Source organism: Aquimonas voraii, assembly GCF_900101825.1.
Lineage (GTDB): Bacteria > Pseudomonadota > Gammaproteobacteria > Xanthomonadales > Xanthomonadaceae > Aquimonas > Aquimonas voraii.
In genome coordinates, this window is sequence record NZ_FNAG01000003.1 from 108,298 (window position 1) to 121,820 (window position 13,523).

Here is a 13,523-nt window from a genome sequence, read left to right on the forward strand (position 1 = left end):
CGCGGTCGGGACCCTGCGTGCCGACGGACGCGCGGCTTCGAGTCAGGGCGTGCCGCTGGCCCCGCGCGGGTCAGCGCCAGTCCGGCCTTGCCCTGCGTCCCCTTGGCAACGCGCGAGCGTTCACAGGTTTGGGGCGCGCTAGCGCGAAGCCTGCATCAGGTACTCGGCGACGGCCTGGTAGGCCGGCAGCGAGGTCGGGTCGTTGGCGCTGTTGCCGGCCACGGGATGCGAGGCGAAGCGGGCGATCACCATGCGCGCGGTCGGGTCGATGTAGAGGGTCTGGCCGTGCACGCCGCGTGCGGCGAAGGCGCCATGCGGGTTGTGGAACACCCACCACATGCTGCGGTAGCTGCCGCCGGCAAGCGCGGCATAGCCGGCGCGGGCGAAGGCCTCGCGATCGCCGCCAGCGCGGAGGCTGCGCACGGCCTGTGCCGGAAAGATCTGTTCGCCGTCGACGCGTCCTTCGTCGAGCACCGCCTGACCCAGCCGCGCGAGGTCGCGCAGGCCGGCGCTGAGTCCGCCGCCGGCGAAAGGCGTGCCCAGGGAGTCCACCGTGTAGTAGGCGTCCTGCTCCATGCCCAGGCGTCGCCACAGCCGCGTCGACGCGAGGTCGGACACGGACTGGCCGGATGCGCGCGCGACGACCCAGCCCAGTGCGTCGGTGTTGACCGTCTTGTAGCCGAAGATCTCGCCGTGCTCGCCCGCCTTGCGCACCGTGCGCAGATAGTCGAAATAGCCGACCGGCCCGACATAGTCGGCGGGTTTGGGCAGCGGGCTCGCGGCGGCGCTGTAGATCCACACGTCGGCCTTGGGGTCGGCGTAGTCCTCGCTGTAGTCGAGGGCGGTGGTCATGTCCATCAGCTGGCGCAGGCTGGCGTCGCCGAACGCGCTGCCGGCAAGTTCGGGCACCAGGCTGTCGACACGCACCGTCGGGTCGAGCTTGCCTTCGGCGACCAGAATCTCGGCGAGCAGGCCGGTCACGGACTTGGTCACCGACATCGCGCCGTGCTGGCCGTCCTCGCGCAGGCAACCGGCGTAGTGTTCGTACACGATGCGGCCCTTGTGCAGGATCACCAGCCCGTCGGTGTAGTTGGCTTCCAGCGACTCGCGCCAGGTCATGGAGCGATCGCTGCCGGTCGGCTGGAAGCTGACCGCGTCGATGCCGGGATCGATCGCGCGCGGAAGCGCGCGAATCGGTCCCAAGCCACGGCTGACCTGCCGGGTCGGCAGCAGCTCGCGGAAGTGGCAGACCGTCCAGCGCATCTTCGGGAATGAGAAGAAGTTGGAGTCCGGCTGGCCGATCACCCGTTCGGCGGGCGGCGGAAAGCCCTGCATCCACTGCAGCTTCAGAGGGTCGGACTCCGCCGCGCTCAGCGCGGGCGGGCGCGGAGCCGCCGTGCTTTCCGCCGCGATGGCGCCGGCCGACACGCCCAGCCACAGCAGGGCGGCGGCGGAGCGTCGCAGGGCATCAGTAGTTGAATACGACATTGAGATAGGCTCCAGTCCAGCGGGGAACAGTGTCAGCCGCGGCGAGGCGGATGCCACGGCCAGGTATCGAAACGCTGAGCCCCGCGCCGACGTACAGCTGGCGCGAGGCAATCCGCAGATATTCGACGAACAGATCGTCCGACAGGTGCGGGTCGGTGACTCCGGCGATGATGTTGGAGGCGCCGTTGGCGAAGTCGGGACGCGTCGCCTGGCCGAACTGCAGCGGGCTGAACAATCGGTGTGCGCGGACGTGCGCGTAGCGCAGGGTCACGGTGTCACGCGGCCTTGGGCTCAACGTCAAGGCGAGGTTGTAGGCGCGCAGGTTGGAGTTGATGAAGACCATCGCCGACTTCGAGCCGCTCGCCCAGGCGGCAGGTGAGCCTTCGTAGAAGAGGGGGTCGAAGCGTTCAAGCGCGGCCGTGCGCGGATCATCTCCGCTGAACTGTTGGATGCCCGCAAGCAGGCGCGGCGCGCCACGGCCATCGGGGAAGCGCCATTCGGCCTGCACGCGTGCCGCCCAGGCTTCGAGATCGATGTGCGTATTGCGCTGGATCGCCCATTCACCGGTGAACGCGAGTTGGCCCGAGCCCAGGTGCCAAGGCCGGCTGCGGCCGTAGGCGTCGAGCAGCTCCAGGCCCCGGCGAGCGCCAGGCAGCACCGCAGGCGGAGCGCCGGGCGGGCCGGCCTGCGGATAGGGTGATTGCGAGCGGCTGACGCGGGCGGCGGTGATGCCGAAGTAGGCACCGTCGGGACCGTCGTGGCGGCCATCGAGTACGACGGCCCGATTGTCGTTGTCGCCGGAGTCCAGTTCGTTCGGCGACAGACGCGTCAGGGTGTAGGTGCGCGCGCCGCTGTGCAGTCGCAGCAGCGGGGCCTGGTCCCAGGACTTGCGCGGGCCGAGCTTCAAGGCGCCGCGCTCGAAGCCGTTGGAGCCGCCGTTCGAGAACAGCATGCCGGTGCCGAACTTCAGCGCGCGCGGCCCGAGCGAGGCTTCCAGTGAGCGCGCCGTGTCGAGACTGCAGATCGCGCCAAGGTGCGCCTCCTCGATGTCGATCTCCGACGCGTTGCTGGCCGCATAGGCGTCGGTGCCGCGGCTGCCCGACGCCACCGCCGACAGCGCGCCGAACCCGCGCCAGCGACCCCTCGACAGCTCGAAGCCGACGCTGGGTTTCAGGTGCCACTCCAACCATTGCGCATCGCTGTCGAAGCCACTGTCCGCGGCAAAGCGGTCGGCGAGGTTCCAGTACAGGTTCTGCTCGGCGACGACATTGAGGCCGGCCTGCAGGCCAAGCGTGTAGCGGGGCGGGCCGTCTGCCGTCGTGGTGGGGTTCGGCGGCTGCGCGGCGGCCGAGAGGGGCGCGCAGACCGCGACGAGCAGACTGCGCAGGCGACGGAGCGGTGCGAATCGCGGCCGGCTGGGGATGCCCATGTCCACTCTCCCGTGCGATCGCCAAGGCGCGTGCTGCGCGGAAGCATAGTCGCGAGGCGCCGGTGCCGGCGAGCGGCATCGGCGCGCCCAGCCATCGGCACTGGGCCGAGGGGTCGATTGTGCTGATGCTGCGTCAACGGCGACCCAAGAACAGACCCCATGAAAACCATCGATCTGCGCTCCGACACCGTCACTCGCCCAACTGCTGCGATGCGCGCGGCCATGCTGGCCGCCGAGGTCGGTGATGACGTCTATGGCGATGATCCAACCGTCAACGCGCTGCAGCTCAAACTCGCCGACCTGCTGGGCTTCCAGGCCGGGCTGTTCGTGCCCTCGGGCACGCAGTCGAACCTGCTTGCGCTGATGGCGCACTGCGAGCGTGGCGATGAATACATCGTCGGCATGGATGCGCACACCTACAAGTACGAGGGCGGCGGTGCCGCGGTGCTGGGTTCGATCCAGCCGCAGCCGCTGCCGCAGGCGGCCGATGGCTCGATTCCGCTGGACTCCGTGCGTGCGGCGATCAAGCCGATCGATCCGCATTTCGCGCGCACGAAGATTCTTTGCCTCGAGAACACCTGGCACGGCCGGCCGCTGCCGCTGGACTACCTGACCGAGGCGCGCGCGCTCTGCGATGCGCGCGGGCTGGGCCTGCATCTGGATGGCGCGCGCCTGTTCAATGCGGCGGTCGCGCTTGGCGTACCGGCGGCCGCGATCACCCGGCATTTCGACAGCGTGTCGGTGTGCCTGTCGAAAGGGCTGGGTGCGCCGGTGGGGTCGGTGCTGCTCGGCGACGCGGCATTGATCGAGAAGGCGCGGCGCTGGCGCAAGGTGCTGGGCGGCGGCTGGCGACAGGCGGGCATTCTGGCCGCGGCCTGCATCCATGCGCTGGATCACCACGTCGAGCGGCTGGCCGAGGACCATCGGCGCGCGGACGAGCTCGCCGCCGGGCTGCAGGCCCTGGGGCTTGTGGTCGAGCCCACGCCGACCAACCTCGTCTTCGTGCAGGTGCCCGAGGCGCGGCTCGACGCGCTGCGTTCGGTGCTGCGGGAAGCCGGCATCCTGGCCTCGGTCGGCGGCCCACGTATCCGCCTCGCCACGCATCTGGACATCGACGATGCTGCGGTGGCTGCAGTCTTGGTGGCCTTCGAGCGCGCCGTCGGCTGAGCTGCGGGGTGAGCGGCCCTGCGGTCCGGGGTGCCTCAGGGCAACACGGAGCAAGTCCCTCTTGGCCGTGATCCGTTTTCGCGCGTCCTGCAGGCGTTTGGGCTTGCTTGCGCTGGATCAGGCATCGCCTGCTTGATCCGCGGGCGCGCGTGCCATGACGCGCGGCAGCCTTGCATTCTTCGGCTTCGCCTCAGTCCCACAGTCGCTCGATCCCGCGGAGTAGAGCGCGGTAGCTGTCCTGCGGAAGGGATTCGGTGATCGCGTAGAGCGGATCGGCCGTGTCGCGGGCGATGCGGTCGATGTCCGGCGTGCTGTCCGACTTCAGCAGGCGCCGCACCTGCGGCTGGGTCGTGTTCTCGCCGCGGCGGGTGACGATGGCGACCTCGTTGCTGGCCAGGCGCACGATGCCGCCGGGGGGGTACAAGCCGACCTGCTTGATGAACAGCGCGGTCAGGCCCTCGTCGACGGCGGTGCCGCGCTCCAGGAACAGGGCGCGCAGGGCCTCCTTCGACTGCACGGCGCCGCCGTAGGCGCGCGGTCGGATCATCGCGCAGTAGGTGTCGACCAGGGTCAGCACGCGGGTGCCGCGGCCGATGCGCTCGGCCCCCAGCCGGTGGGGGTAGCCGTTGCCGTCAAGGCGCTCGTGGTGGTGCAGCACGGCGTCCAGCCAGAGCGGATCGTCCAGACCGGCGGCCTCAAGCAGGGCGGCAGCCTGCAGCGGATGCTGCTGCAGCTCGACGGCGGATACCGCGCCGGAGTGCGGATCTTGGCGGAGCAGGGCGGCCGCGTCCGGCAGCAGTGCGAGGTCGTGGCTCAGGGCTGCTCCGCACAGGCTGTGGATACTGTCGGCATCCAGCCCGGCGCCGCCGCCCAGCACTCGCACCAGCAGGGCGGCATGGATCGGGCGTGCACTGAGGCCGTCTTCGGGGTCGCTGAGCTGCATCGCCGCCATCGCTGCGTCCACATCGGTGTCCGCGTAGCGCGCGAGAAGGTCGTTGAGCTGGCGCAATCCGGCGAGGCCCTGGGGGTCGCCGCGCAACAGGCGCTGCTGGACCTCGATCAAGGTTTCGAGGATGCCGCGCAGGCCCCCGAACACAGAAGTCTGCATCGCCAGCGAGGTCGCCAGCGGGGCACCGCCGAAGGCGTCGGGCTCTGGCTCGGCGACTGGCGCGGCTGTCTCCTGCACGAAGCCGCGCTCAAGCAGGGCGCCGCGCACGCTGGAACTGCGGACGATGTGGCCGCCTTCCAGAAGCAGTCGCCCCTCGGCGTCGTATACCGCCTGCGCCAAGGGCCGGCCGAGGACGACGTCCTCCTCCTGCAGTGGCCGCATTCCGCTCTCCCGATGGGTGTTTCGCCCCTGCGCGGGGGCGAAATCGATGCAGCCGACCATGCAAACCCCAGGCCAGCCCATGGCGAGACGGATACAAGTCGATGAATTTCAGGGGGCTTGCTGCGATATGACGGCGTAGTATTTGATTTGATAATCCAAAACATTGAAACATTTGCCTGTGCAAACGCTGCGCTGCGGCATAAGGTCGGTCTCCACGATACGCCGGAGCATGTCCATGGCCCCCAGCAGCGCCGCCCAGAGCTTTTCGACGCAGGCCCAAGCCGATCCGCGGGTGCAGCGCGTGCTCACGGCCGAGGCCGTGGCCCTGCTCACCGACCTGCACCGCCGCTTCGAGCCGACCCGCCAGCGTCTGCTGCAGGCACGTCGCGACTGGCAGGCGCGGATCGATGCCGGCGCCCTGCCGGACTTCCGCCCCGAGACCCGCGAGATCCGCGAGAGCGACTGGACCGTCGCGCCGAGTCCCGAGGCCCTGCAGGACCGCCGCGTCGAGATCACCGGCCCGGTCGACCGCAAGATGATCATCAACGCGCTGAACTCGGGCGCGAAGGTGTTCATGGCCGACTTCGAAGACTCTTCGAGTCCGACGCGGCGCAACATGCTGGACGGCCAGATCAACCTGATGGACGCGGTCGCCGGCACCATCGAATTCACCTCCCCCGAGGGCAAGCGCTATGCGCTGAAGCCGGAAGGCCCGGCGACCCTGATCGTGCGCCCGCGCGGCTGGCATCTCGACGAGGCCAACTTCCGCGTCGACGGCCAGCCGATGTCGGGCAGCCTGTTCGACATGGCCCTGTTCGCGTTCCACAACGGCCGCAGCCTGCACGCACGCGATCGCGGCCCCTACTTCTACCTGCCGAAGATGCAGGCCTTTGAGGAGGCCGCGCTGTGGGACGAGGCCATGGCCTTCGTCGAGAACCGCCTGGGCCTGCCGGTCGGCTGCATGAAGGCCACCGTGCTGATCGAAACCCTGCCGGCGGTGTTCGAGATGCACGAGATCCTGCACGCCCTGCGCTGCCGCATCGTCGGCCTCAACTGCGGGCGTTGGGACTACATCTTCAGCTACATCAAGACCTTCCGCCGCCACGCCGACCGCGTGCTGCCCGACCGCAGCCAGGTCACGATGACCGTGCCGTTCCTGAAGGCCTATTCCGAGCTGCTGATCCAGACCTGCCACCGCCGCGGTGCGCATGCGATGGGCGGCATGGCCGCGCAGATTCCGATCCCGAGTGATCCGGTGGCCAACGAGGAAGCCCTGGCACGCGTGCGCGCCGACAAGCTGCGCGAGGTCACCGCCGGCCACGACGGCACCTGGGTCGCGCATCCCGGCCTGATTCCGGTGGCGCGCGAGATCTTCGACAAGCACATGCCGACGCCGAACCAGCTGCACGTGCGCCGCGACGACGTGCAGGTCAATCGCGACCTGTTGATCCATCCCAGCATCGGCACCATCACCCGCGAAGGCTTCTACGCCAACATCGACGTGTGCGTGCGCTACCTCGCGGCCTGGCTCGACGGCATGGGCTGCGTGCCCATCCACAACCTGATGGAAGACGCCGCCACCGCCGAGATCAGCCGCGCCCAGCTCTGGCAGTGGCTGCATACGCCCGACCAGCGCTTCGATGACGGCGACCCCATCGACATGGCGCTGTTCGAGCGCGCGATCGGCACGGTCGAGCAGCGCCTGCCGCGCAGCGGCCTGCCCGGCCAGGGCCGCCTCAAGGAGGCTGCCCAGCTGCTGGCCGAGCTGACCCGCGCCGACAGCCTCGAAGACTTCATCACCCTGCCGGCCTATGGCCGCCTTGATCACGCCTGAGCTGTACCGCTTCGACACCCCCGACCCCGCGAATACGAAAAGGACACCGCCATGAGCCATCACCTGCCGACCGCCGAAGAACTGCAGCGCGACTGGGACACCAATCCGCGCTGGAAGGGCATCACGCGCAACTACAGCGCCGCCGATGTGGTGCGCCTGCGCGGCACCGTGCACATCGAGCACTCGCTGGCCCGTCGCGGCGCCGAGCGCCTCTGGCGCCAGCTGCACGAGATGCCCTTCGTCAATGCGCTGGGCGCGCTCACCGGCAACCAGGCCATGCAGCAGGTCAAGGCCGGCCTGCAGGCGATTTATCTCTCGGGCTGGCAGGTCGCGGCTGATGCCAACATCGCGGGTGAGATGTATCCCGACCAGAGCCTCTACCCGGCCAACTCGGTCCCGCAGGTGGTCAAGCGCATCAACAACTGCCTGGCCCGCGCCGACCAGCTGCACCACGCCGAGGGCAAGGACGACATCGACTGGTTCGCGCCGATCGTGGCCGATGCGGAAGCCGGCTTCGGCGGCGTGCTGAATGCCTTCGAGCTGATGAAGGCGATGATCGAGGCCGGTGCCGCCGGCGTGCACTTCGAGGACCAGCTGGCCTCGGTGAAGAAGTGCGGCCACATGGGCGGCAAGGTGCTGGTGCCCACGCGTGAGGCCGTGGAGAAGCTCAACGCCGCGCGTCTGGCCGCCGACATCATGGGTGTGCCGACGCTGATCGTCGCCCGCACCGACGCCGAAGCCGCCGACCTGCTGACCTCGGACATCGATCCGAACGATCGCCCCTTCACCACCGGCGAGCGCACGGTCGAAGGCTTCTTCAAGACCCACAATGGCCTCGACCAGGCGATCAGCCGCGGCCTGGCGTACGCGCCCTATGCCGACCTGGTCTGGTGCGAGACCGGCAAGCCGGACCTGGAATTCGCGCGCAAGTTCGCCGAGGCCATCCACGCGAAGTTCCCGGGCAAGATGCTCGCCTACAACTGCTCGCCGAGCTTCAACTGGAAGAAGAACCTGGACGACGCCACCATCGCCAAGTTCCAGAAGGAAATCGCGAGCTACGGCTACAAGTTCCAGTTCATCACCCTGGCGGGTTTCCACAGCCTCAACTACTCGATGTTCAACCTGGCCTACGGCTACGCACGCAACCAGATGAGCGCTTTCGTCGAGCTGCAGGAAGCCGAGTTCGCCGCCGCCGAGCGCGGCTTCACCGCGGTCAAGCATCAGCGCGAAGTCGGCACCGGCTACTTCGATGCGGTGACCCAGACCATCCAGGGCGGGCAGAGCTCGACCACGGCACTCAAGGGTTCCACGGAGGAAGAGCAGTTCCACGATGGGGCGAAGCGCGACGCGGCCTGAGCGGGCGCATTCGCCGGACGCCTGAACGGACCCGGTGACGCGCCTCAAGAGGTTTTCCCATCGCGCTGATGCGCAAGGCAAAGGGCGCCCTCGCGGCGCCCTTTGCATTCGTATGCGCTGGCGCGCGCGCATGGACATTCGCAGGACATCGCGCTGCGAGACACTTCCCAGGCGGATTCCTCTTGCTAGAATCCACGGCCCCCACGACAGCCACCTTGCCCACGCGCTCCGCGCGTTCGGGCCTGCCGCCGGTTTTGTCGAGTGCCGCTGCTGGAGCTTTCCGTGAACCTTCTCACCTTGCGCAATGAGTCCAACCAGGGCAGCGGACAGGACGCGGCGCTCGACGGCGAGGGCACCAGCGGTTCACCGCTGCGTAGTGCAGTCTCGCGCGCTGTTGCGCGCTACCTGAAGGACATGGACGACCACGCCAACGGCGACCTGTTCGCCCTGCTGATGGCCGAAGTCGAAGCGCCCATGCTGGCCGAGGTCATGCGCCACTGCGAGGGCAAGCAGGTGCGCGCCGCCGAGGTGCTGGGCATCAACCGCGCCACCCTGCGCAAGAAGCTGCGCCAATACGGGCTGGCCTGACACCCCACAGAATCCACCTCACGCGCTGCGCGATCGAGGTGCGGCGCGAAGGTCCCCCGCCTTTCCCTTCCGCCGAGTCCACCGATGACCGCTTCGCTGCAACCGATCCGCCGCGCCCTGCTCTCCGTTTCCGACAAGACCGGGCTGATTCCGCTGGCCCAGGCGCTGGCCAAGGCTGGCGTTGAACTGCTCTCCACCGGCGGCACCGCGTGCGCCCTGCGCGAGGCCGGGCTCGCCGTGCGCGATGTCTCCGAGCTCACCGGCTTTCCCGAGATCATGGACGGCCGCGTCAAGACCCTGCACCCGCGCGTGCACGGCGGACTGCTGGGCCGCGAGGGCATCGATGCCGACGTCATGGCCGAGCACGCCATCGCGCCGATCGACCTGCTGGTGGTGAATCTCTATCCCTTCGAGGCCACGGTCGCCAAGCCCGACTGCAGCTACGAGGATGCGGTCGAGAACATCGACATCGGCGGCCCGGCCATGCTGCGTGCCGCCGCCAAGAACCACGAGCGCGTGAGCGTGGTGGTGGACCCCGCGGACTACGTGCGCATCGAAGCCGCGCTCGCTGCCGGCGGCACTGACGCCGCGCTGCGACGCGAGCTGGCCGCCAAGACCTATGCCCACACCGCGCACTACGACGGCCGCATCGCCGAGTGGCTGTCGCGACGTGCCGCCGACGTGGCGGTGCCGGCCGAGTGGCCGAGCACCCTGCATCTCTCGCTCAAGCACGCGGCCAGCCTTCGGTATGGCGAGAACCCGCACCAGCGCGGCGCGCTGTATCTGGAGCCGAACGCCGGCGCGGGCCGCGTTGCGACCGCGCGCTTCCTGCAAGGCAAGGAGCTGTCCTACAACAACCTCGCCGACGCCGATGCCGCGCTCGAATGCGTGCGCCAGTTCGAGGCGCCGGCCTGCGTCATCGTCAAGCACGCCAATCCCTGCGGCGTGGCGGTGGCCGAGTCGCTGGGCGCGGCCTATGACCTGGCTTATGCGACCGATCCGACCTCGGCCTTCGGCGGCATCATCGCCTTCAATCGTGATCTGGATGCGGCCACGGCGGCCGAGATCCTGCGCCGTCAGTTCGTGGAAGTGGTGATCGCGCCGAACGTGGACGAGGCCGCGCTGGCCGAGTTCAAGAAGAAGCCGAACGTGCGCGTGCTGGCCTGCGGCGATCTCGCGGGTGCAGCGATGGGCCTCGAATACAAGCGCATCAACGGCGGCCTGCTGGTGCAGGACGCCGACACCGACGCGCTCACCGTCACCGACCTGCGCTGCGTGACGAAGAAACAGCCCGACGCGAAGCAGCTGGCCGACCTGCTGTTCGCCTGGAAGGTGGCGATGTACGTCAAGTCGAACGCCATCGTCTATGCGCGCGACCTGCGCAGCATCGGCATCGGTGCCGGCCAGATGAGCCGCGTGGTCAGCGCGAAGATTGCCGGACTCAAGGCGGAAGAAGCCGGACTGGTCGTGCCCGGCTCGGTCATGGCCTCGGACGCTTTCTTTCCTTTCCGCGATGGCATCGATGCCGCGGCGGCTGCGGGCATCGCCGCGGTGATCCAGCCGGGCGGCTCGATGCGCGATGCCGAAGTGATCGCGGCGGCGGATGAGCACGGCATGGCGATGGTGTTTACCGGGCGGCGGCATTTCCGGCATTGATCGTTGAGCCTCTCTCCCGAAGGGGGAGAGAGGGCGGGCTCGCCGCGAGCATTCAATCCCTCAAACAACCTGCCTTCGCTCCCAGCAAGCGAAGCCAAAAACAAGAGCGTCGCGCACGGGCCTCGCGCCCACACTGATTCGTACTTGAGGAGAGCGGCATGAAGGTTCTGGTGATCGGCGGCGGTGGCCGCGAACACGCGCTGGCCTGGAAGCTGGCGCAGTCGCCCAAGGTCAGCGAGGTTCTGGTGGCGCCCGGCAATGCCGGCACCGCGCGCGAGCCGCGCTGCCGCAACGTGGCGGTGTCGGCGACCGACATCGACGGCCTGCTGAAGCTGGCCAAGGAAGAGGGCATCGGCCTGACCGTGGTCGGCCCCGAGGCGCCGCTTGTGGCCGGCGTGGTCGATCGCTTCAGCGCTGCCGGCCTGCGCTGCTTCGGACCGAAGCGCATCGCCGCCCAGCTCGAGGGCAGCAAGGCCTTCGCCAAGGACTTCCTCGCGCGACACAACATCCCGACCGCACACTACGGCGTGTTCACTGAGCTGAAGCCCGCGCTGGCCTACCTGCACAAGGTCGGCGCGCCGATCGTGGTCAAGGCCGATGGGCTGGCCGCCGGCAAGGGCGTGGTGGTGGCGCTGACGCTGGCGGATGCCGAGCAGGCCCTGCACGACATGCTCGGCGCGCACTCGCTGGGCGAGGCTTCGGCGCGAGTGGTGATCGAGGAGTTCCTCGAAGGCGAGGAGGCCAGCTATATCGCGCTCTGCGACGGCCAGCACTACCAGCCGATGGCGACCTCGCAGGACCACAAGCGCCGCGACGAGGGCGACCTCGGCCCCAACACCGGCGGCATGGGCGCCTACTCGCCGGCGCCCGTGGTCACGCCCGAGGTCGATGCGCGCATCCGCCGCGAGGTGATCGAGCCGACGCTGGCGGCGATGGCCGCCGAAGGCGCGCCGTTTACCGGTTTCCTTTATGCCGGCGTGATGATCGACAAGACCGGCGCGCCCAAGGTGCTGGAGTTCAACGTGCGCTTCGGCGACCCCGAAACCCAGCCCATCATGCTGCGCCTGCGCTCGGACCTGGTCGAACTCGTCGAGGCCGCGCTCGATGCGCGCCTTGATCGGATCCAGGTCGACTGGGATCCGCGGCCCTCGCTGGGCGTGGTGATGGCGGCCGGTGGCTACCCCGCGCGTCCGCGCGGCGGCGACGAGATCCAGGGCCTTGACAACACGCTGCCGCTGGATGCCCAGGTGTTCCACTCCGGAACGGTCGAATCCGAGGGTCGCGTGCTGACCTCGGGCGGCCGTGTGCTGACCGTCTGCGCGCTTGGCGCGACCGTGGCTGAGGCCGCGGAGCGTGCGTACGGCGTGGCCCGCGGCATCCGCTTCGAGGGCGGCTTCTACCGTCGCGACATCGGCTATCGGGCGATTGCACGCGAGCGGGCATAGGGTGGGCCCCGGCCCACCATGAGCTCGACTCTCGCCCCGGTTTCGCTTGGTCGCTTGAAGCGAAGAGCAAGAGCTTTCGGTCCGTCCTTCGGCCGGCCCGAGTCACTTTTCTTTGAGTGGCCAAAGAAAAGTAACCAAAAGAAAGGCCACCCCTCGTCCGCGCCCTTCGCGCATCCGTGCGCGAAGGGTTCGCGTGAGTCGATCGGGGTTTTCGGACAGGCCGTCCTTGGCCTGTCGAAAACCTTGGCCGCATCCCTGCGGCCAACCCTGCGGGCTGATCGACCGCCTCCCGCCGCTCCCCAGGGGCCCCGTGGAAGAGCGCGGGCTCCTGCCCGCAAGAGCGCAGAGCTGAAGCGGAAAGCCGGAGTCTGAGCGCTCAGAGGGTGGGCCCTGGCCCACCATGAGCTCGACTCTCCCCCGGTCTCCATCGAAACCTGAAAGTCAGCGGCAAGGACAGCGGCATCGCCTCTGCCGAAGACAAGATCCGCCCCGAGCGTCCCTGCCCGGGTGCGGGGTGCTGCTGCGAGTCGCCCGTCCGCGGCGGCTCGTTCCGGTGCATTGCTTTCAAAGCAATCGACGTCCGCTGTCGCGCCGCAGTTCCGGCGGCGGCCCGTCCGTGGGCGGCGAGGTGCCGAACCTCGCCGCGGGTCGCATCCTGCGACCGCTGTGGAAACGGCGTTCGATGCAGGCGCCCCTGGGCCTGCGTCGAAGCGAGGTGTCAGGCGTTACCGTCGAAAGCGACCCGCTGCAGCTGTGCGCCGCGCAGGCCGCAGGTGCTTTCGGCGTAGCGCGGGCGCTCGTCGAGCAGCAGGGCGCCGTGCTGCGCCGCAGGCTCGGGCGGGGTGTGCGCAGGCTCGTTCGCCGGCAGGCCGCCGCTCAGCAGGGTCAGGACCAAGCCCAGTGCATTGAGGGCCAGCTGGTGCAGGACTTGGATCAGGGATTCGAACATGGCGGTGCTCCGCACTTGGGTGTCGAGCTCAGTACAGCAGCAACCGTGCCAACCTCGGCATCCCAGCTAAATCAATTGCTTGCGCTGCTGTTCGGCTGTCCGTCCGCGTTCGCCTGTCCGCCTCTGCGGACAGCGCGCTGCAGTGGGCGTCCGGATCCGGGCAAGCGCCCCGCACGCGGCAGGCGGGCGCCGTCGCCCGCCGCACCAGTTGCAGTCCGCTCCGTACAGGCGCGAACAGGCTGGATCATGGGGGGATGCACCGACACAATACGGGTCCGTCT

General features: G+C 68.8%; 10 protein-coding genes. 6 read left to right on the forward strand and 4 right to left on the reverse strand.

The features are described 5' to 3' along the window. Nucleotides 1-138: 138 nt before the first annotated feature. Nucleotides 139-1,488, reverse strand: coding sequence for a serine hydrolase domain-containing protein (locus BLP83_RS08080; protein WP_091241108.1), 1,350 nt, complete (start codon nt 1,486-1,488; stop codon nt 139-141). Then, nucleotides 1,469-2,917: an alginate export family protein gene (locus tag BLP83_RS08085; RefSeq protein ID WP_218121223.1), complete on the reverse strand. Its 1,449-nt coding sequence runs from the start codon at nt 2,915-2,917 to the stop codon at nt 1,469-1,471. Before BLP83_RS08085 ends, BLP83_RS08080 begins: the two co-directional genes overlap by 20 nt. Before the next feature lie 159 nt (nt 2,918-3,076). Between BLP83_RS08085 and ltaE the strand changes: the two genes are divergently transcribed. Beyond that, nucleotides 3,077-4,084, forward strand: a complete 1,008-nt coding sequence (ltaE, locus tag BLP83_RS08090) for a low-specificity L-threonine aldolase (RefSeq protein WP_091241110.1) — start codon at nt 3,077-3,079, stop codon at nt 4,082-4,084. Between the two features lie 190 nt (nt 4,085-4,274). Here the strand turns inward: ltaE and BLP83_RS08095 are convergent, their stop codons facing one another. Further along, nucleotides 4,275-5,414 (reverse strand): HD-GYP domain-containing protein, encoded by a 1,140-nt coding sequence (locus BLP83_RS08095; protein WP_143006609.1) that lies wholly within the window; start codon nt 5,412-5,414, stop codon nt 4,275-4,277. A 235-nt stretch (nt 5,415-5,649) separates the two neighbouring features. On the opposite strand from BLP83_RS08095, the gene aceB reads away from it, so the two are divergent. The 5 genes from aceB to purD all read left to right on the forward strand — a co-directional run bounded on the left by aceB (nt 5,650) and on the right by purD (nt 12,293). Then, a complete protein-coding gene (gene aceB / locus BLP83_RS08100; protein ID WP_245679987.1) occupies nt 5,650-7,248 on the forward strand; it encodes a malate synthase A in 1,599 nt (532 codons plus the stop codon). A gap of 51 nt (nt 7,249-7,299) precedes the next feature. Next, a complete protein-coding gene (aceA, locus tag BLP83_RS08105) occupies nt 7,300-8,604 on the forward strand; it encodes an isocitrate lyase (RefSeq protein ID WP_091241119.1) in 1,305 nt (434 codons plus the stop codon). Nucleotides 8,605-8,901: 297 nt separating this feature from the next. Next, complete coding sequence (locus BLP83_RS19000; protein ID WP_425388990.1) at nt 8,902-9,192, forward strand: helix-turn-helix domain-containing protein; 291 nt, start codon at nt 8,902-8,904, stop codon at nt 9,190-9,192. Between the two features lie 84 nt (nt 9,193-9,276). Further along, nucleotides 9,277-10,848 carry a bifunctional phosphoribosylaminoimidazolecarboxamide formyltransferase/IMP cyclohydrolase gene (gene purH, locus BLP83_RS08115; RefSeq protein WP_091241122.1) on the forward strand — a complete coding sequence of 524 codons (1,572 nt, stop codon included), beginning with the start codon at nt 9,277-9,279 and terminating at the stop codon, nt 10,846-10,848. A gap of 158 nt (nt 10,849-11,006) precedes the next feature. Further along, nucleotides 11,007-12,293 (forward strand): phosphoribosylamine--glycine ligase, encoded by a 1,287-nt coding sequence (gene purD / locus BLP83_RS08120; protein WP_091241125.1) that lies wholly within the window; start codon nt 11,007-11,009, stop codon nt 12,291-12,293. A gap of 718 nt (nt 12,294-13,011) precedes the next feature. Here purD and BLP83_RS08125 read toward each other — a convergent pair. Next, nucleotides 13,012-13,242 (reverse strand): hypothetical protein, encoded by a 231-nt coding sequence (locus BLP83_RS08125; protein ID WP_091241128.1) that lies wholly within the window; start codon nt 13,240-13,242, stop codon nt 13,012-13,014. Between the last annotated feature and the right edge of the window lie 281 nt (nt 13,243-13,523).